Annotated in this window: 12 protein-coding genes and 3 tRNA genes; 8 read left to right on the top strand and 7 right to left on the bottom strand. The window is 40.1% G+C overall.

Annotated features, from left to right (window positions below; all coding sequences use genetic code 11):
* Window positions 1–58: 58 nt before the first annotated feature.
* From VXM68_RS09570 to VXM68_RS09560, 3 genes are all read right to left on the bottom strand, one after another.
* Window positions 59–131, bottom strand: a tRNA-Gly gene (locus VXM68_RS09570).
* 49 nt (window positions 132–180) lie between these two features.
* A tRNA-Tyr gene (locus VXM68_RS09565) sits at window positions 181–261 on the bottom strand.
* Between the two features lie 26 nt (window positions 262–287).
* A tRNA-Thr gene (locus VXM68_RS09560) sits at window positions 288–360 on the bottom strand.
* Between the two features lie 327 nt (window positions 361–687).
* Between VXM68_RS09560 and VXM68_RS09555 the strand changes: the two genes are divergently transcribed.
* Window positions 688–1,851, top strand: coding sequence for a BamA/TamA family outer membrane protein (locus VXM68_RS09555; protein ID WP_367211116.1), 1,164 nt, complete (start codon window positions 688–690; stop codon window positions 1,849–1,851).
* 181 nt (window positions 1,852–2,032) lie between these two features.
* Here the strand turns inward: VXM68_RS09555 and VXM68_RS09550 are convergent, their stop codons facing one another.
* From VXM68_RS09550 to VXM68_RS09535, 4 genes are all read right to left on the bottom strand, one after another.
* On the bottom strand, window positions 2,033–2,560 hold the full coding sequence (locus VXM68_RS09550; RefSeq protein ID WP_367211115.1) for a hypothetical protein: 528 nt from the start codon (window positions 2,558–2,560) through the stop codon (window positions 2,033–2,035).
* A gap of 115 nt (window positions 2,561–2,675) precedes the next feature.
* Window positions 2,676–3,995 (bottom strand): PAS domain-containing sensor histidine kinase, encoded by a 1,320-nt coding sequence (locus tag VXM68_RS09545; protein ID WP_367211114.1) that lies wholly within the window; start codon window positions 3,993–3,995, stop codon window positions 2,676–2,678.
* A 3-nt stretch (window positions 3,996–3,998) separates the two neighbouring features.
* Complete coding sequence (locus VXM68_RS09540; RefSeq protein WP_367211113.1) at window positions 3,999–5,360, bottom strand: sigma-54-dependent transcriptional regulator; 1,362 nt, start codon at window positions 5,358–5,360, stop codon at window positions 3,999–4,001.
* 101 nt (window positions 5,361–5,461) lie between these two features.
* Window positions 5,462–6,844: a TolC family protein gene (locus VXM68_RS09535; protein WP_367211112.1), complete on the bottom strand. Its 1,383-nt coding sequence runs from the start codon at window positions 6,842–6,844 to the stop codon at window positions 5,462–5,464.
* 655 nt (window positions 6,845–7,499) lie between these two features.
* On the opposite strand from VXM68_RS09535, the gene VXM68_RS09530 reads away from it, so the two are divergent.
* The 7 genes from VXM68_RS09530 to VXM68_RS09500 all read left to right on the top strand — a co-directional run bounded on the left by VXM68_RS09530 (window position 7,500) and on the right by VXM68_RS09500 (window position 21,839).
* On the top strand, window positions 7,500–8,753 hold the full coding sequence (locus VXM68_RS09530; protein ID WP_367211111.1) for an efflux RND transporter periplasmic adaptor subunit: 1,254 nt from the start codon (window positions 7,500–7,502) through the stop codon (window positions 8,751–8,753).
* Between the two features lie 66 nt (window positions 8,754–8,819).
* A complete protein-coding gene (locus VXM68_RS09525) occupies window positions 8,820–11,186 on the top strand; it encodes an ABC transporter permease (RefSeq protein WP_367211110.1) in 2,367 nt (788 codons plus the stop codon).
* 95 nt (window positions 11,187–11,281) lie between these two features.
* On the top strand, window positions 11,282–11,959 hold the full coding sequence (locus VXM68_RS09520; protein ID WP_046672289.1) for an ABC transporter ATP-binding protein: 678 nt from the start codon (window positions 11,282–11,284) through the stop codon (window positions 11,957–11,959).
* 44 nt (window positions 11,960–12,003) lie between these two features.
* Window positions 12,004–14,409: an ABC transporter permease gene (locus VXM68_RS09515; RefSeq protein WP_367211109.1), complete on the top strand. Its 2,406-nt coding sequence runs from the start codon at window positions 12,004–12,006 to the stop codon at window positions 14,407–14,409.
* A gap of 60 nt (window positions 14,410–14,469) precedes the next feature.
* Window positions 14,470–16,890: an ABC transporter permease gene (locus tag VXM68_RS09510; RefSeq protein WP_367211107.1), complete on the top strand. Its 2,421-nt coding sequence runs from the start codon at window positions 14,470–14,472 to the stop codon at window positions 16,888–16,890.
* 92 nt (window positions 16,891–16,982) lie between these two features.
* Window positions 16,983–19,385, top strand: coding sequence for an FtsX-like permease family protein (locus VXM68_RS09505; protein WP_367211106.1), 2,403 nt, complete (start codon window positions 16,983–16,985; stop codon window positions 19,383–19,385).
* 45 nt (window positions 19,386–19,430) lie between these two features.
* Window positions 19,431–21,839, top strand: a complete 2,409-nt coding sequence (locus VXM68_RS09500; RefSeq protein WP_367211105.1) for an ABC transporter permease — start codon at window positions 19,431–19,433, stop codon at window positions 21,837–21,839.
* The last annotated feature ends 12 nt before the right edge of the window (window positions 21,840–21,851 follow it).

The raw sequence follows: 21,851 nt of genomic DNA, 5'->3' as shown, positions 1-21,851 counted from the left end.
CTTTAGATACATTATTATCAAAGAAGATAGAGACTAAATTTAATACTTGAAAAATTTGAGCGGAAGACGAGGTTCGAACTCGCGACCTATAGCTTGGAAGGCTATCGCTCTACCAACTGAGCTACTTCCGCTTAACAATCAGAAATTAGAATAATCTAATCATCTAATTAAAAAAAAGTGTGGAGGGAGAAGGATTCGAACCTTCGAAGCCGAAGCAACGGATTTACAGTCCGTCCCATTTGACCGCTCTGGAACCCCTCCAGACCTGTAACTTTCGTTACATTTAGAGCCTCTTATCGGAATCGAACCAATGACCTACTGATTACAAGTCAGTTGCTCTACCAGCTGAGCTAAAGAGGCTTCTAATATCTTTTTTAAAACTTACATTCTATCAACGTCTGATCAAGCATTTCTACCTTTTCAGCGAGTGCAAATATCGAATTTACTTTTGATTTCTGCAAGTTTATTTTTTATTTTTTTTTCATTTAAAGAACTAAGCAAACTTTCGTTGTTTTGAACCGTTGTTCCCTTGTTTGCTGATGCAAAGATAGACACAAAACTCACTTTACAAAAATAATTATCAAAAAAAAACCACACTTTTTATCAATGACACTGATATGCAGCACAATAATTTTTCTTTGCTTATTTGCCTGTTTTGGTTATTTACCTAATATACTATCTTTGGGCATGCAAATTTTACCGCAATCACTTTCTAAACTTATCCCATACTCGACACTTGTCACGGTACTTTTGATGGTATCAGGTGAATTGAAAGCTCAAAATATTATTCAAAAATTGAGTAAAAAATTTCTTTCTTCCGAAAGAGATTCCACGCGTTCCGGCAGTTTTATGGTTTTGCCGGCAATTGGCTATGCGCAGGAAACAGGTGTGGAATATGGCCTGGCCAGCACCTATAATTTTTATCTGGACAAATCTGATCCCAAAATACGTACCTCCACGGTCATGGCTATGGGAACTTTCACATCCAACAGCCAATCGAACTTTAAACTGCAGACAGATTTTTGGACTAAAAACAACGACTACCATTTGATCAGTGAAATACGTTACCGAAACTGGCCGTTTAACTATTATGGCTTGGGTATGGACACTTGGAAAATAGATGAAGAACGTATCGATCAAAAATTATTTCGCGTCAAACTCGAAGCTGAGAAAAAAATCAGCAACAACCTCTATTCGGGCATCAACATTCAATACGACAACTTCACCATTCGCAGCGACAGCGCCGATCGCATCTTCAATCATTCCGATCTTATTGGAAAAGATGGCGGACAACAACTCCTGATCGGGGTATCGCAATTATTTGATGATAGGAACAACGTATCTTATACCACAAAAGGTTATTATGCCAAATTACGCTTGGCCTATGCTCCCAAATTATGGACCAGTACTGATTTTACAGGGGCAAACCTCGATGTAGATCTCCGTGGCTTCATTCCTCTGCACAACCAAGTCACACTGGCCCTACAAGGAATCTTTCGTTCTACATTTGGAAAAACCGTCCCATTTTACAATTACCGTGAGCTCGGCGGAGACATGATGATGCGAGGTTATTACCTCGGACGTTATCGCGACAAGAATTATCTTGCTACACAGGCTGAACTGCGTTATCGCTTTCATCCACGCTTTGGTATAGTTGGTTTTTCAGGACTAGGATCCACCTTCTCCAAAGAAAATAGCAGTCGATATGTTGCAAACTATGGCGGTGGCTTACGTTACTTCTTTAGTCTCGAACACAACAGCAGTATTCGCTTCGATTATTCCTTTGGTGAACAACGACCTGGAGAAAAGCGACAATCGGGATTCTACTTATCCTTAAGTGAAGCTTTTTAATAAAAAAGAGCAGCGATAACTTAGAAATTATCAATGCTCTTTTTTATTATTACCGGATCACGCACCCGTTCTTATCCGTTCTACTTTCCAATCGCGTCAGGTTTTAAAAATTAGTTCAGTCCCTTAAAGAACACGATGATTATAGTCCAAACGTTTGTCAAAATAATAGACGCAAAACAGCCTAAAATCTTATCAGAAAATTCTCCTTGCGCTGCTCCTTCCGAAAGAAAACCAAACCCATGCGGTACAAATCAATTGTCACCACAACCCGCTCATCTTTTTTGATCTCATCCCAGTAGGCCTCCCTGCCCGCCGACTGATGCGGTTCGTTTATAATTAACATATCGCGGTCCTGGATATCGCTCAAAAAATTCAATTCAAGATTATCCCGATCAATATAATAGATATGCCGATACGCATAATGCCCACATTGCTGCTGCAGAAGACTTGTGTAGCTCTCCTGAGACTCGTTGGCCCAATAACTAAATTGATCATAGATAAATGCTTTTAATAATCTATTGACCAATGCATATTTCTTCTGCTCCACTTTATTTGCTTTCCGTATCGGGGCAGGTAATGCTGATACGTTGTCAATAAGTTCTTTCCGATAGATCACTTCATCAACCAATTTATACACAAAAGGAGAATGGGTCCCATGGCGACTATGGGATACAAAATAATGCCGCCAATACTTTAGCCGATAGTTCATTTCGCTGCAAACATCGCTAAATTTTATGATTTTTCACATGGAACATCGCGGTTTATTTGGACAATCGGGAGGACTGTTAGAACCCAAAAAGAATTTTGGCAACAGGTAAAAAGTACTAAAACTGGAGTACAAAAACACTTCCCTGCCCTTCGGTGCTGTTCAGAAAAATCGTTCCCTTGTGCAACAGCATGATCTGCTTACTTAACGTCAAGCCCACACCTGTACCGGTTTTCTTTGTTGTAAAAAATGGCGTAAAGATCTGTTCCTGAAGATCGGCAGGAATTCCTGCCCCGTTATCTTCAATCCGAATCTGCACCTTTCCGTCTACTTCAAGAGCAGATAAACTAATATAGGCGTCTTCCCTATTTTTAACCGCATCTATTGCATTCAACATTAAGTTGATAATAACCTGCTCGATCAAATTGACATCGGCAGATAAGATTAGCCGTGTATTTTTCAGAATAATATCAACATCAATATTTTTTTGGATCAAGGTTGGTTCAAGCAGCTGATAGATATGTTCAAATAATTGGGAAATTTGAATAGGCGCTAGCTGAGGCTGATCGACCTTATTGATCATACGATAACTCTTCGCAAAATGTAAAAGTCCTTCGCTACGGCGTTTGATGGTGGAAATGCCTGTTTTTAGATCATCAATATCTTCAGTCCCTTTAAAATGGTCCAAACGACCGTTCAAGGTTTCAGCAAGTGAGCTGATTGGAGCTATGGAATTCATGATTTCATGTGTCAGTACACGTAATAACTTGTGCCATGCCTTTGTCTCGGTCTCATCAATTGCTTCATTGATATTTTGGTATACCACAATGCGAAACAAAGCATCCTGTGTCTCAAAGCTTGAGCTCTGAATCAATAGCTTTATTTTTCCTTTACTTGACTGAACGGACTCCATCTGCTGCTGTCCGTTTTCAAGCAACATGGTTTTTTCATAAAGATCATTATTTTTTTTCTTCAGTCCTGCTATGTTTCCGAGATGTGGTAAATGGAATAGTTGTTTAAATGCATCGTTGACCCACATCACCTTACCACTATCCCTTTCATAGAAGATGATCGCAGAATTTAACATATTGATTACACGATCCAAGTACTGATGCTGAATTTCCTGTTTGATGCTGATATCCTTATAGGTTTCGTTGATCTGATTAAAAGCAAGGAAAAGCTTTCCTTCCACAGATTGGGTATTTTTCACCAAGAAACGTCTTGTAAAATCACGATATTTGACGGCTTCAGAAAATTCAATCAATTGCCGGGCTAAAAAATTATATTGTGCATATAAATTAAAACCGAGATAAAGCATGACGCAAAAGATCAACGCAGCCTGTACATATTCGCGCTTTATTAACAGATAAGCACTTAGAAGAGCCGCGATCAGCAGTACTACGATCTTTATCGCATTTAGTATTTTTCCGTGCCGCATCGACTAAATATCATATTTTTCCAAGCGTCTATAAAGTGCCGCCCTCGTAAGCCCCAATTCTTTCGCTGCTTTACTAATATTCCCATTATAACGCTCAATCGCCGACTTGATCGCTTTGCGTTCCAATTCTTCCAGATTTTGACTGCTGGGACTGGATTCGACAACGCGGTTATCTATTTGTTGTTCTATTGGCGAGAAAAAAAGATCATTTCCAGCGATACTGAGCTGATCAGCCATAATAACAGCACGCTCGATGCTGTATTGGAGTTCTCGAACGTTGCCGGGAAAATGATATGCGCACATTTTTTTTACCGCATCCGGTTCAAAGCCTTCAATCCGCTTATTGTATTTCTTCGAATAGATATCGAGAAAATGATCAGCCAATAACTTGATATCCTCGCCTCGTTCACGCAATGGCGGCACCTGAATTTCAACGGTATTGATCCGATAAATTAAGTCTTTTCGAAAACGGCTTTCATCTGCGAGCTGTTTCAACGGAACATTGGTTGCTGAGATCAAGCGTATATCCACCGATATTGGTTGATAGGAACCCAACGGTGTAACCTGTCTATTCTGCAGTACGGTTAACAGTTTGGCTTGTTGCTGCAAAGAGATATTGCCAATTTCATCGAGGAACAATGTCCCGCCATTTGCCGCTTCGAATCGCCCTTGACGGTCTTCACGTGCGTCCGTAAATGCGCCCTTCTTATAACCAAAAAGCTCGCTTTCAAATAATGATTCTGTCAGCGCCCCGACATCAACCTTAACATAAGTCCGATCGGCACGCAGTGATCTTCGCTGAATGGCTTGAGCAATCAGGTCCTTCCCGGTGCCATTTTCACCTAATATTAATATATTGGCATCTGTAGGTGCAATTTTCTCCAACTTATATTGCAATTCGTCCATAACAATGGAATTACCAATCAAATCAGGACTGCCCACACTACTGAGCAACGAACTTTTACTTTTCTTTTCTTTATTTTTTGATTCGGCAAGGGTGCTTTCTATTGTAGCGAGCAGCTGCTCATTTTCCCAGGGTTTCACCACAAAATCCGCAGCCCCCTGTTTCAGCGATTTTACAGCGAGATCAACAGCTCCATAAGCGGTTATCATAATGACATGAACCTGTGGAAACTTTTCTTTGATCCGCGACAACCAGTATAATCCCTCATTACCGGTATTAATCGTACTTTTAAAATTCATATCTAAAAGCACCAAATCATAAGGTATCTTCTCCAAATGTGCAATAAGATTCTCCGGATTAGGCTCGACTTGAATATGGCTGACTTTAGGTTTAAGCAAGATTCTCGCTGCCGTAAGTAAGTCCTGATCATCGTCAACCACTAAAATTGATGCTTTTTTCATCTTTTTAAATTATGATTTTCTTTATTTTAATGGAATTAAAGAACTTGCCACACGCTATGTGATTTTTCCATGTCTGCTAAAATATGAAGATACTAAGATAACTATAAATTCAACGAGCCTGCATAATAATCATTGATATATTTTTGCAGCAGCCATTCATACTGCTTGACGACCAACTGAATCTGGCTATTGTCGAATTTATTTTTCGCCGTCAAAAAAATCACTGAATTACTGTTTCCCAATTCGAAAACTACCTTGGCAATACGAAAAGATTCCGCGTAGTTTTCATTTTGACTACGTAATTGTGTAATCATGTTACTTGCATTCTGCAAGTTAAAAACAGCATTGGATGTCGCCGACCGCAAAACATTTTGCTGGATCTCTTTTTGAAACCTAGCCGTCTGCAGATCTAATTTTGCCAAGCGCACGTTGTTATAAACTTGCAAATGATTAAAAATCGGAACAGAAAGATTGAGCGAAATATACTTTCCTACGTTATTACGCATTTGTGACCAATAGGTTCCTTGAATCCCCAATTTAGAATAATTTGAACCTAAACCGGCGCTCAGACTCAAGGATGGATAATAGTATGATTTTGCAATCTTTATATCCCGCTCCGCCACTTTGATCCGATAATCCAGTGCCTGTATATCGGGCAATTGATCAACAGCCATTTCATAGAGCTGTTTCGCATCCAGTCGTTGCCCGCTCTCTTTTATTCCAAGATTCTCCAATTCGCCCAATTGATTTTCATCCATATTGAGTAAGGCTGCAAGCTTCACACGGCTACTGTATAGTAACTGACGATTATTTTCAATCGTGTTGACATCATTTGCCAGTTGTCCTTTCAGATCAAAGTAGTCCCCGGGATTAATTGCACCTTCCTTATGCATACTCTCCGCACGTCTGACCTGTTCTCGGGTTACTTCAGTCTGCATTTCTGATTGCCGCAATATATCCTGAGCAGTTAAGCTTTGGATATAAGCGGTAATAACGTCCAGTTTTAACGCATTAATCTGCGTATCAAAAGTCAATTTACCGGCAGTCTTTGCATCAGCACGCATCCGGATATCGTGAAATAAACGGAACCCTCTAAATATTGGAAGGCTTGCGCCCAAAGAAAAATTGCCTGTTGAGTTGTTGGATGAAATATATTGAAGGGTCGAATTATCCTGAGATCTTCCTGATGTTAGGCTATGTTGTAGGCTTGCATCAACATCGGGAAGTCTATTCGCTTTAGCCTGTGCTAAATTCACCTCCGCACGCCTCACATCGAGTTCATTCTGCAATAAGGTTGGATTGGCCTTTATTGCCAACTGAATACACTCAGCTAAGCTCCGCTTGGTAATTTGTTTATCGTCGACAGCTGCAATTGTTGCTGTCCCAGCCACTCTTTCCGTTAGTCGCTGCTCCGTCTGTTGCGCCCCTGCCTTGGCATAACTCAATAAAAAGCATAATGTACTATATATATAGACTCTCTTCATATCCATTTTTTATTTTCTTGCTGACCATCGCCATGCCAAACAACAAAAACACTAACTATCAAACAGATACAAAAAACATAATTTCAAAAATGTTCATTAATGAACAGTCGGTGTGCGTAGTTGGACAATAGCAAAGACAAACTGTATAAATAGCAGAATAATTCAAATCAAGTTCGATAGTTAGTCTTCCATTCAATGGATATCAGTCGGAGCTTGTTCGGACTTTTTTCGGTCACAACCGAAGAAGCACCGAAGAAGTACCGAACAAGCTCCGACTAAGCTCCGACTAAGTACCGAACAAGGGTCGAGTAAATAACGAATGTCTTATATAAATCCTAAATTTTAACAGACCACTTTTACCAACCGTTATAACCGATCGTCCATTATAGCTACCTACCCCCTTCCCTAATTTACACCAACAGAGTACCCCCTGCTCCATCGGAATTAATGTGCTTCACGGCAGCCAGATTATATCTGCCAAAAGCGCTTCAGTTGACGCCCTAAACAACAAAAAACTTCCAGTTGTACGCCTTCGTACAAGAAGTGTCCGCTATCGAACACCAAGCTTAAAACTAAACAAAACAAGAACCTATCAATCAATAATTTACATTCTTGGCACAGCTTTCATAGTTATATACAAAATTGATATTAAATTATGGACAGACCTTTAGAAAAGAAGAAGTGGAATAGCAAACGTATCATGACTATTGTGGGGGTTGCTGGATTAGTTGGATTGATCAGCGCCAGTTTCTATTTTACCTCCGGCAAAAGCAAACTGAATGTTGAAGCTGACCGCATCTCTATTGTCGAAATAAAAAATGGAAACTTTCAGGAATTTATCCCTATAAATGGTACTGTGCTTCCTATTAGCAGCATATACCTCGATGCTTCTGTTGGTGGACGCGTAGAAGAAAAGTTTGTAGAAGATGGCGCTATCTTAAAAAAAGGGGATGCAATCATGCGTCTTTCCAATACCGATCAGGAGCTTACCTTGGTACAACAAGAAACACAAGTGTTGAATCTATTGACACAGTCCCAAATAGCGCAGACCAATGCACAACAAGCATCGATTAACAATCGCAATCAAATGGCTGATGTGGAACAAGCCTATAGAGAAGCAGAACGTGTCTATAACCTCAATAAAAAATTACTAGCTGAGAAAGCCATTGGCACACAAGAGTTCGAAAAATCAAAGAACGAATACAACTATCAAAAAGAGCGGGTCAACTTGACCAAACAGATCCTAAAACAGGACGAAATCTCCAATGCGCAAAAAACTAATCAGGATAAGCAAACTTATCAACGTACACAGAGTGCATTGGAACTGATGAAAAGAAAAATTGGTGATCTGATCGTTAGAGCGCCTGTTGACGGACAATTGACAGCATTCGATGCAGAAATCGGACAAAACAAAAATGCAGGAGAACGGTTGGGACAAATAGACGTTTTAACCGGGTTTAAAGTTCGCGCTGATATTGATGAACACTATATCAACCGAATTTTCCCTGATTTACAGGGAGAGTTTGCTATCGGCGATAAAACCTACAAACTCCGTATTAAAAAAGTGTATACACAAGTTACCAATGGTCGTTTCCAAGTTGACATGGAATTTATCAATGATGTTCCCAAAGGGATCCGTCGTGGACAAACTTTGCAAATACGTTTAGCGTTAAGTGACGAGACAAAAGCATTATTACTTGCAAAAGGAGGATTCTATCAACAGACCGGTGGTAACTGGATCTTCAAATTGGATAAAAATGGAAGCACAGCATATCGTGTGGATATCCAACTTGGAAGACAGAATCCGGAATATTATGAGGTCATCAAAGGTCTTCAACCGGGAGATAAAGTTATCGTATCAAGCTATGAGACTTACGATAAGGTTCAAGAACTGAATATTAAAAAGTAACATCATATAGCGGTTATCGATAACATCAGGTCTGTCGATAACCGCCTTTATCATACGACCATAATTATGATTAAAAACTTTATTAAAACCGCTCTTCGCAACCTTTGGAAAACCAAAGGTTACAGCTTTCTCAATATTTTTGGCCTGGCGGTCGGGATTGCTGCGGCATCGTTGATTTTTTTATGGGTTGAAAATCAGTTGAGTTTCAACGATAATTTCGCCAACAAAAAGGATATCTACATTGTCAAATCAAAACAAACATACGATGGCGCCACCTATGTATTTGAATCTACCCCAGGACCTTTTGCCCAAAGCATAGCGAAAGAAATCCCAGGCATCAAGCATGCCGTACGCATAAGCTGGAATTCGCCAATGCTTTTTTCCGTCGGAGACAATAATATATTTCAAAATGGTGTATATGCCGATGGAAGCATCGCTGATGTGCTATCCCTTGCATTTCTTGAAGGGGATCGAAAGACTGCCTTTGATCAGGTCAATAACATTGTATTATCAGAAACTGCAGCGAAGAAATTATTTGGCAACCGTCCTGCCTTGGGAAAAACCGTCAAAACAAACAATAGTGAGCCATTTATTATTGCGGGGGTAATCAAGGACCTACCCAAAAATAGCAGCTATGATTTTCATTGGCTCATCCCTTTCAAAAAATTTGAAGCAGATAAGGATTTTCTAAAAAATTGGGGAAATAATAATGTTCAAACGCTAGTGCAGGTCGAAGATAATGCCAACGTCGATCAGATTAACAAGCAGATGATGGATTTCGTCAAACACAAGACCAATGGTAAAGTCACTTTCTCACAGAATTTTCTCTATCCAATGGAACGTTGGATTACCTACAATCAGTTTGATAACAGTGGTATTGAAAAAGAAGGTGGCATTAAAAATATTCGTTTATTTACCTTTATCGCTTGGGTTGTCTTACTAATCGCCTGTATCAATTTCATGAATCTTGCAACTGCAAGATCTGAAAAAAGAGCAAAAGAAGTTGGGATGCGCAAAGTAGTTGGTGCAAGTCGCAAATCGCTCATTATGCAATTCTTGGGAGAATCCCTTGTTTTGGCAATTATTTCCTCTCTTGTTGCAATATTACTAATCTATATCTTCATCAGGCCGTTCAACACCATGATAGGCCAGGATCTTCAGGTTAATCTTTTAGCCCCCTCGCACCTGCTATTTTTAACGACAATAACGTTAGCATGTGGATTATTTGCAGGTAGCTATCCCGCATTTTTCCTTTCGGCATTCAAGCCGCTTTCAACGATCAAAGGGACAAAACAGAAGGCCGGTAGTGGAAGTCTCGTCCGTAAAGGGTTGGTCATCCTGCAATATACAGCCTCAGTTGTATTAATTATCTGTACCATTATCATCTACCAACAGATTCAGCACAACAAGAACAGGGATCTCGGTTTTGATAAGAGTCAGGTGTTGACCACAGCGCTACAAGGCGATATGGCCAAACATCTGCCGCCCATTAAAAATCAATTATTGGCAACAGGAATTGTGCAAGAAGTCGGTGTCAGTGACATGAGTATCCTCAATATCAACTCCAATACGTCCGGTTTTAGCTGGGAGGGAATAGATCCAAATGCCAGTATTTTGATTGGTATGTTACGTTCTGATGAGGGTCTTATTCCGGCTTTAGACTTAAAGCTTTTTGACGGTAGAAACTTTCATCAAAATTTTGTAGGCGACAGCACATCGGTTGTCATCAACGAAGCATTTGCAAAACTGATCAAAAAAGATGGCCTTGTGGCCGGTAACATCATCAGCTACGGTGAGGAAAAGTTTACTATCGCCGGTGTCGTCAAAAACTTCGTTTATAACAATGTGTATGCCGATCCTGAGCCGATGCTGTTTCTACCAATGAATAGAGATAATGGCATCATGACCATTAGGACAAAAGCTGGAGTAGATTTACCAGATGCCATTCAACAAATCGAGAAGGTCATCGTCAAAAATAACCCTGGCTTCCCTTTTGACTATAAATTTTTAGATGATAGTTTCAATAGTAAGTTTAAAGCTGAGCTTTTTGTACAGCAACTATCCAGTGTATTTGCACTGATGTCCATCATTATATCCTGCTTAGGTCTATTTGGTTTAGCTGCCTTTGCAACCGAGCAACGCGCAAAAGAGATCAGCATCCGTAAAGTCTTGGGCGCGTCTGTTTCGGGACTTATTCAAATGCTCAACCGTGAATTTGTCATTCTTGTAGCAATATCATGTATCATTGCCTTTCCTATTGCGTGGATGATCATGAGCAAATGGCTAACTAATTATGCACATCATATCGATATTTCCTGGACCATTTTTATCATCAGTGGTCTGACAGCTATTATCATTGCCCTATTGACCATCAGTTCACAGGCCTTTAAAGCAGCGATAGCCAATCCGACGAAGACTTTAAGAGATCAATAAACAATTAAATAAATAGAATTTAATAACAGAAATAATAACTGTTCAAGGCAATATCGCCAAGGACCCAAAACATAAAAACCATGAGTACAAAAAATATGATCAAAATTACCAACCTTCAAAAGTATTACCGCACTGAAGAAGTTGAAACCGTCGCATTAAACAACCTGAATATTCATGTCAAAGAGGGCGAGTTTGTTGCTGTAATGGGGCCTTCGGGCTGTGGGAAATCGACTTTACTCAATATCATTGGCCTCTTGGATGATTTGGACGAAGGAAGCTATCTTTTCAACGAGATTGAAGTTGCCAAATTCAAAGAACGTGGTCGCTCAGATCTTCGCAAACATAACATTGGTTTTGTATTTCAGAGCTTCAATTTGATTGATGAGCTGACTGTATTTGAAAACGTGGAACTTCCACTGGTTTATACCAATGTTCCAGCTGCAGAACGCAAAAAACGTGTAGAAGAAGTTTTGGAAAAAGTGCAGATCATGCACCGTCGCAATCACTTCCCACAACAGCTTTCCGGAGGTCAACAGCAACGTGTGGCTGTCGCTCGTGCGGTTGTCAATAATCCCAAACTGATCCTTGCCGATGAGCCTACGGGTAACCTCGATTCCAATAACGGTAACGAAGTTATGCAACTCTTGACTGAATTGAACGAGGCCGGCACAACCATCGTCATGGTAACACACAGTGAGCACGATGCAAAATTCTCTGACCGTGTAATCCGCATGCTAGACGGACAAGTGATTATGGAAACAACTTCGGTATAAGACAACTCATACATAACCAAAATATTAATCCTAATAACCTATAGATGATGAGCACGATTAAATTAATTTTCAGACAACTATGGCGCAACCGTCTTTTCACATTTTTAAATGTATTTGGGCTTGCCATCGGAATAAGTGCCTGTTGGCTAATTTTCCGCATCGTCAATTATGAATTTAGTTTTGACCAGCATCATCCGGAAAGTGAGCAGATTTACAAAGTCCATACTTCCTATGAGGAAAAGGATAAATTAGATCATTTTGATGGTGTTCCCGCACCATTACCGGCATATATCAAGGAAAACTTTGTCAATGTTGAACTGACAGTCCCCATCTTTAAACAATACTTCGAGCGTGTCAGTAATAATCGCGGCGCGCAGAAAATAGAGTTTGAAGATCAGCCCGAAATCATCGGTACCACGGGAGACTATTTCAAAATGACACCTTATGTTTGGTTAGCTGGCGACAAAAGGAATATACTAAAAAATAGCCATGAAGTCATCCTGACAGAATCGCGGGCTAAATTGTACTTCCCAAATACGTCAATGGACCAAATCATAGGACAGACTTTGTCCTATGATAGTACATTATATAATGTCACCGGTATTGTAAAAGATTTAGCGCTTCCAAGCAGCTTTTTGGGCAAAGAATTTATCCGGATTCCAGAAAAGGAATGGGACAGTACAAACTGGAGTAATTCAAATTCAAATTGGCAGCTCTTTATTAAGGTAAAATCATCGGCTTCTCTTCCTAACCTCATAAAGACAGCCGATAAAAAGGCGTATGAGATGACGCATGCCGAATTTGACAAATTCGGATTTAAAATGCATGTAAATACAGTACCCTTAAAAGACTTACATTTTACTTCTTTCGCCCAGAATAGTGTGGATAAGAAAATCATATTTGGACTTATTGGCATTGGTATATTCCTCCTCCTATTGGCCTGTGTCAATTATATCAACCTGGCTACTGCACAAATTCCTCAGCGGGCGAAGGAGATTGGTATTCGTAAAACATTGGGTGAAAGCCAACAGAGGATCAGCAAATCCTTTTTATTGGAAACCTTTTGCATTACGGCTTTTTCGGTACTTTTATCATGGCCTTTACTTATTCTCATTCAAACAGTTTTAGCATCCTATATTCCCGATCAGCTCAAGCTATATCCAGACCCCTTTGGCGTATCGCTATTTTTAGCAACACTTACCATAACGATTACCTTAATTTCCTCATGTTACCCAATTTTACTGACAAATAAAGTCAAGATTGTTGAAGTCATTAAAATCTCGAATGCGCAAACGCTCAAATTTGGCAATCTTTCTTTTCGAAAAATGCTCATTGTTTTTCAATTTTTGATTGCCCAGCTATTCGTTATTTCAACTTGCATCATTGGTCTACAGTTGAAACATGCCCTACAGAGTAACTACGGCTTCGATAAGGATGCGATCATTACCCTACGTTTCCCGAGTAAAAGCTATCAGGACAGTAATGTTGATCCTTTTGTTTTCAAACAAGCGATCAAGCAGATCGCAGGCGTAGAGCAGGTTTCCTTGGGGCATCTGCCCATGAGTAGCGAACATTGGGGAAATGCCTTGTTTGCAAAAAGTGATACGGGACGGGTACAAGCCGATGTACAAATGAAGTTTGTCGACCAAGATAACTTTAAGCTCTATAATTTTAAAATGCTTGCTGGCCGCCCGCTGCAATTGGCCGATACGAGCACAGGCATCGTGTTAAACTTAGCCAGCGTTCAAAAATTAGGTTTTAAATCTGCTGAACATGCTGTAGGGAGCTTTGTTACGTATACAGATAAACAGCGTCAGATTGTGGGGGTGACGGACAATTTTCATACAAAAAATCTCCATGCAGCCATTCAACCTGTCGTCATGCTGAGTTCCATTAAAAAATGGGAATTAAGCAGAATAAGTATCAAACTCAACACTAACTCAACTACCTGGCCGGAAACTTTAAAACAGATTGAGAAAGAATGGAAAAAATACTATCCAAAAGCCCCATTTAAATATGATTTCTATGATCAGCAAATCAAAGAACTTTATAGCAGTGATCTAAAATTCTCGAAGATCATCAATCTATTTACGTCGACGACAATTCTCATCAGCTGCCTGGGATTGATCGGTTTGGTTACGATCACCACGGTACAACGTACAAAAGAAATTGGTATTCGAAAAGTGTTGGGAAGTACAGTACTGGGAATTATTGGATTATTATCAAAAGATTACGTCAAACTTATACTCATTTCTATTTTGATTGCTACTCCAATTGCTTGGTGGGCGATGCACAAATGGTTGGATGATTTTGCGTATAGGATAGATCTATCCTGGTGGATGTTTATTATTCCGGCTGCCGCAACCCTACTTATTGCATTTTTTACAATGAGCTACCAATCCATAAAAGCAGCACGTGCAAACCCGGTCGATAGTTTAAGAGATGAGTAAAAGCTGGAATATAAGAAACTAATTGATTGTCAAACACACTGCAATTTAAGAAATTGAGCTATGATCAAAAACTATATAAAAATAGCCTGGCGCAATATCTCTAAAAATAAAGGATATTCGACCATAAACATAATTGGATTAGCAATAGGATTAGCCTGCTGCCTATTAATAGCGATTTATGTACAAAATGAATTGTCTTATGACAAATACCATGTGAATAAAGATCGAATTTACCGCATCGTCCATGACTATAAGGGTGTAAGCAGCACCGAGCAGCATCAGATCTGGGGCAATGCACCCGTCGGTGATGCCATCAGGGCTGATTTCCCTGAGATAGAGAAGGTCGTTCAATTTTCAGGGCAAACCTCTATCCTACTCAAAAAAGGCGATAAAAGATTCCAAGAGGAAAATGTATTTTTCATGGATTCAACTGCTTTTGATGTCTTCAGTTGGAAGGTTTTGGCCGGCGACCCTCAGTCAGCCTTAAATAATGCCTATTCTGTTGTATTAACAGAGAGTACAGCCAAAAAATATTTCGGCGATCAAAATCCCATTGGCAAGACGCTTGAGGGAGGTTTAGCCGCGGGCCGTGCTGACGCAGGTCTATACACGGTAACAGCAGTAATGGCCGATGTCCCCTCTAATTCACACTTTACGTTCGATGCACTGCTCTCGATGAGTACCTTCCGAAAAGCTCGGCCAGACGTATTTAACAAAGAAGGCTGGGATTATGTGGACTTCTACACGTACTTTCTCGCTTCAAAAGACTTTGACCCTGTAAAGTTCAACCAAAAAATACCGGAGTTTCTCAAGCGGCATCTCCCTGCAAACGAAAACCGCAACGCAAAATACGATTTCCATATTGAGCCACTTCTGCAGGCTTACATGCACTCGTCTGCGGATCGTCAGCCCGGTCCCAATGGAAGCTATCAGAATTTATACATATTCAGCATTATTGGCGGATTTATATTATTGATCGCCTGTGTGAACTTTATGAATCTGGCTACATCAAGGTCAATGGAAAGAGCAAAAGAAGTCGGCGTCCGAAAAACCATAGGCGCGAGCAAAAGCAATCTGATCTTTCAGTTTATGTCTGAATCATTGGTCCTTGTATTTGTCAGTAGTATTTTGGCTATACTGCTCGTTATGGCTTTTCTTCCTTTTTTGGAAGCATTTTCAGGCAAACACCTCAATTATTCGTCCCTGCTAAACGGGACGACCTGGGCAATATTCCTATCCACTACCGTTTTTACGGGGCTACTTGCAGCCAGCTACCCCGCATTGATTCTAGCAAATTTCAAACCTATTTCAGTGCTTAAAGGAAGTTATAGCAACAGCAAAGGTGGCACATTATTACGTCGCGTATTAGTTGTTTTTCAATTTTGCCTTTCCATTGCGCTCATTGCAGGTACTGTCGTCGTCTTTTCTCAATTAGATCAATTGCAGCACCGCGATCTTGGATTTCAAAAAGATCAACGACTTGTCATTGATTATAATTTCGATGATAAGGTAAACAATAACCTGGAAGCGATAAAATTGACACTTGCAAAAGATAAAGATGTGCTGTCTGTCACCGCATCACGCACGGTACCCGGAACATTTTTTCCAAATGCCGGAACCGAAATCATGTCAGCCAACGGAACAATGACTTCATTTGCTCCTTTTTTATATGAAGTCGATGTCGACTTTATTCCTAATATCGGTTTACAAATGGCCGCAGGGCGCGCCTATTCCAGAGATTTCCCTGCCGATACAGCTCATTCACTTGTTATCAATGAATCTGCTGCTAAACAATGGGGATACTCCAATCCACAAGATATTATTGGTAAACAATTTCGTCAATGGGGAAGAGAGGGGACAGTTATTGGTGTGGTGAAAGATTTCAACTACCTTTCTCTACACCGTAAGATTGAGCCATTAGCGTTGCGCCTTGATCCAAGCGGCAGCCGATATTTAACCTTGAATATCCAACATGTAAACCAGCCTGAGACCATTGCAAGAATCGGCAAACTGTGGAATGAGCTTGTACCAAACCGTCCATTTTTATATAGCTTTCTTGATGATAGCTTCAATCGACAATATGAAGCGGATTATAATTTTAGAAGACTTTTTACAGCCTTCTCTGGACTGGCACTTTTCATTGCCTGTCTGGGATTATTGGGACTTGTGACGTATACAGCCCAACAGCGTACCAAAGAAATCGGCGTACGGAAAGTTCTCGGTGCATCCATCTATCATTTAATCCTCCTGCTCTCTTCCGACTTCATCAAGTTATTGGCTGTAGCCCTCCTCATTGCCACTCCCCTATCTTGGATGGCGATGAAAAAATGGCTGGACAACTTTGCTTATCACATTGAACCACAATGGTGGATGTTTGCCTTGGCCGGTTTCGCCGCCATTCTGATCGCTTTATTTACGGTAAGCTATCAAACACTTAAAGCGGCCAGAGCAAACCCGGTAGACAGCCTAAGAGATGAATAACTAGCGTCAATTTTAGTCAATCACTACGCTTCTGCTATGAACAATCTTTTATTAGAACAGGTCATCAGACAACTTTCCAAACACACACGATCATGATAAAGAACTATATAAAGACAGCTTGGCGAACAATCAGGGCAAACCGATTTTTCAGTATCCTTAATATCAGTGGACTGGCCATAGGTATCTGTGTATCGCTATTGTTATTCGCCTTTATCCGACAGGAACTAAGTTTTGATTCTATGTATCCTAAAGCTGAGCATATCTACCGCGTCTACATGAAGCTATCCGCAGCATATAATGAGGAGAAAATGCTTACACTCCCCAATGCGGTGGGACCAACTTTAAAATCCGACATTACCCAGGTGGATAATATGGTGCGTCTGGTAAAAGACGGTTATGGTGCAACGGCTTCCATCGGCACCGGGAATGATAATTTCTCTGAAAAACAATTGTACTTAGCAGATTCGACGCTGTTCTCGATATTTGATTTTCAATTTATTGAAGGAAATGCGCGTACTGCTTTTTCAAATAAAAAAAGCATCGTCCTATCCCAATCGTCGAAAGAAAAACTATTTGGAAAACAGGAAGCCATTGGCAAATTAATCAGTATCAATCAACAGGATACCGTACAGGTCACCGGAGTCTTCAAAGATCTTCCAGCTAATAGCACATTAGATTGTAACATGGTCATGAATATTATGGATTCATGGATGGGGCAAAATGTATACTGGAGCAATGCGAGTTACGAAACTTATATTCTATTGAAAAAGGGCGCAGATCCAGGCTCTATTGCGCAAGAAGCTACTAAATTGATAGACAAGTATGTCGAAAAAGACAACCAATATTATACACAATTTTTCCTACAACCGTTATCAGCAGTACACCTCTATTCAGCAGATCTTACAAGTGGAGTTACTACACGTTCTGGAAATATAACCATCATTAGAACATTATCAGTCCTTGCCCTTCTCGTGATTATAATTGCATGCATCAATTATATGAATCTTGCGACAGCCAAATCACAGAAAAATGCAAAACAAGTTGGAGTCAATAAAGTACTTGGCGCTACCCGTCGGCAGCTCATTATCCGTTTTTTTGTAGAAACGGCAACAATTAGTCTTTCCGCTATGCTTATTGGGCTCGTCCTTGCCATCATACTTATTCCTGCGTTCAATTTGGTCGGTAAGACCGATATGACTATTCAGCATCTGCTGAATTGGAATATGTTAGGAATATTGGCTATAGCATGGCTAGTCATTACGTTGGTTGCAGGTAGCTATCCTGCATTATTCCTTTCAGGCATTAAATCAATCTCTTTAATGAACAAAGGATACAATAAACAGGGGCAAACAATATTAATCCGACAAATATTGGTTGTATGCCAGTTTTCTATTTCGATCGTACTGATTATTGGTATCAGTATTATGCTTGCCCAAATAAGCTTTATCCGCAATAAGGATTTAGGGTATCAACCTGAAAATGTTGTGTCTATTTCAATTCGTTCTTTAAAAAATCAAGAAAAGTTAAATACCCTTGGCCAACAAGTTCAAAACCTGACCAATACGGTAGCCACGACTTTCGCACAATCGATACCCGGATTCAATGAAAGTGGTAAATCAACTTATAAATTTACGACTGACAAGCAGGGCTTACCCACACTGAGCTGCGTCACCTATGGCAAGACGATCAATACTTTAGGACTAAAATTACTTGCGGGTACAGATTTACCAAATGTGATCGGGCGTACAGACTCAACGTGTTATGTATTGATCAACGAAAAAGTAATGAAGTTTTTAGGTTATAAAACACCCGAAGAAGCAATAGGTAAACATATCGTTACAGAAATGAGTGCGACTAATTCCATCATATCTGGTGTTGTTCGAGATTTTAATTATGCCAACCTAAAATCTGAGATCGGTGGATATACCTACTATACAATGAATGCTTCTTCTGAATCTCCTCGGAATTTATTGATCCGCTATAAAACAGCAGATCTTCAGTCGTATATGGAGGAGATAAAAAAAATCTACACAGCTATTGCTCCCGATGCTGCATTTGATTTTTTCTTTTTAGACCAGCATGTACAAGATCAATATGATAATGAAATTCGTTCATCCAATGTCATGACTTTGTTTTCATTTTTGACCCTATTTATTGCCTGCCTGGGTTTACTAGGACTAGCTGCCTATACAGCTGAATCAAAGAGTAAAGAGATCGGCATACGTAAAGTTCTTGGTGCAAGTGTCGGTAGTATTATTCATTTGCTGTCCGCAAACTACATCAAATTGATCTGTATAGCATTTCTGATTGCAGGACCAATTGCATACTACTTATCAAATAGCTGGTTAAATGATTTTGTTTATCACATCGATATGCCGTGGTGGGCATACGTAGTCGCTGTCCTGACAGTGACAATTGTCGCATTTATAACAATTGGATTCCAAACTTTTAAAGCTGCATTACTAAATCATGTAAATAGTTTGCGGGACGAATAGCAACACTAGAATATCAAATTGGGGTTAACAAAAAACGAAATAACAATGATTGTAAATTCACTTAAAACAGCGTATCGTTTCTTAAAAAAACATAAGTTGATCACGTTCATCAATATTACTAGTCTCGCTATTGGGATTACGGCTACGTTGGTTATTTTCCTCATGATTCAATACGACTATAGTTTTGATAAACATGTACCCGGTAAAGAACGAGTGTATCGCGTAGTTAACAATGGGGAATTTAAAAATGCCGGTGTCTACGTCCCATTGGTTCGTACGATGAAAGCAGAACTCCCAAACTTAGAAGCGGTAGCGCCGATCTACCATAGCCATATCCAAAAGCTGAAAGTTTCGCTGGCTAAGGACAAATTCCAGACTTTCCCGAAAGAACAGAAGATGGTATTCACTAACAGTCAATATTTCGATATTTTCCCTTCAAAATGGTTGGCTGGCAGTCTTAAGGCTTTGAATTTATCCGGAAATATCATCCTTACGCAGAAAACATCAGAAAAGTTTTATGGAAAAGAATCGCCGGCAAATGTGATTGGCAAAACCATCTTCTATGCGGATAGTATACCGCTTCAGGTCGCTGGAGTGATTGAAAATCCGCAACATAATTCGGACTTCAATTATGAAATCTTCATTGCCGATGCGACGATCCCTATTGACAATAACTTAAAGAACATGTATAACTGGGAAGCTTGGAACAGCATCTCCGACTCCCATCAAGTACTTATCAAAACAAAAGCCCACAGCAATCCGCATCTGCTGGAGCACAATATTGCTAATCTCCTTAAAAAATATAAATACAAAGAAGGAGAAAAGATCCGCGATAAGCTGGAACTTCAAGCCTTGGCAGATGTACATTTTGATACGCGATTTAATTATGATGCGACCCACCCGGAAGCACTACGCAACCTCATTCTACTGGCCTTATTCCTCTTGGCGCTAGGAGCGGTAAATTTTATCAATCTATCCACTGCGCAATCCATCGAAAGAGCGAAAGAAGTGGGTATTCGCAAAACCCTGGGCAGTTCTAAAGCTACATTGATCAAGCAATTCTTAATAGAAACATTTCTGATAACCTTATCGGCGACATTACTTGCAGTTTTGTTGCTCCCTTTGTTTTCACATGTCTTCGAAGGATTTATTCCGAAAAACCTGAGCGTAGACCGCTTAGACAAAGCCGTTATTGTTTTGTTCCTATTCGGGCAATTGATCTTAGTCACTTTACTTGCGGGATTCTACCCCGCCTGGGTACTGACAGGATATGCGCCAGTGCTGGCGCTCAAAAATCAGCTTGGGAAAAGCACCAATTTATCCCGAAGTGCATGGATACGCAAAGCGCTGACCATCTTTCAGTTTGTCATGGCCCAAGCGTTCCTTATCTGCGTACTTATCGTTGTTCGCCAAATCAATTACGCCACTCATCGAGATATGGGGTTCCAGAAAGACGCCATTGTCAATGTTTACATTCCGGGAGCTTTTCAAAATTCCGCTAAAGGCATCATTCTCAAAAATGAGCTCCAGAAGTTAAAAGATGTCAAAGCAATCAGTTTTGGGAACATCGCTCCTGCAATGAACGGTTGGATGACTACTGCCATCGCTTACGATCAATCGCCCGACAAGGAATCCTTGACTTTTGATAGCCGCTCTGGTGATGAAAACTATTTAGAAGTTTATCAGATTCCGCTTTTAGCAGGAAGAAATATACGCCTATTGGATTCAACAAGGGAAATGTTGATCAATAGAAAAGGTCTTGAACTGCTAAATATCAAAAACCCAGAAGATGCCATCGGTAAAACCTTTGAAAATGGAAATAGCATCATTGTGGGGGTAATGGAAGATTTTGACCTTGCTTCAGCACGACAAGGAGTTAAACCCGTTGTTTATACGGGTAGCAAAGATGGTTATGTACTCCATATTGCATTGGATCAATCGCATCCTGAAAACTGGAAAAATGCTATCGATAAAATAACGTCCAGTTATAAATCGGTCTTCGCTGATGATGAATTGGATCTACGATTTGTAGACGAGGTAATCCAAAATTTCTATACCCAAGAGAAGCAGCTTTCTAAACTTTTATCCTGGGCAGTGGGACTCTCTGTAACCATCGCTGGACTGGGTTTATTTGGACTAGCCATCTTCACGGCAAATCAACGCACAAAGGAAATTGGAATCCGTAAAGTATTGGGGGCATCTGTTTTCCAGATCACATTCCTACTGCTTCGAAATTTGCTATCACTGGTTGCGATAGCCTGTCTAATAGCTTTTCCAATTGCCTATTATTTTATGCATAATTGGCTTAATGATTTTGTCTACCGAACGACAATCAGTCCCTGGATTTTTGGGCTATCAGCTGTAGGATTAATTGCTTTTGCAAGTCTTGTACTTTCAACCAAAAGTATATTTGCAGCAAAAGCAAATCCGATAAATAGTTTAAGGGACGAATAGAGCGGTTGATAA

This window comes from Sphingobacterium sp. R2, assembly GCF_040760075.1.
Lineage (GTDB): Bacteria > Bacteroidota > Bacteroidia > Sphingobacteriales > Sphingobacteriaceae > Sphingobacterium.
The sequence above is the reverse complement of the archived record's forward strand: the minus strand, read 5'-3'. Positions and strand labels throughout refer to the sequence as shown.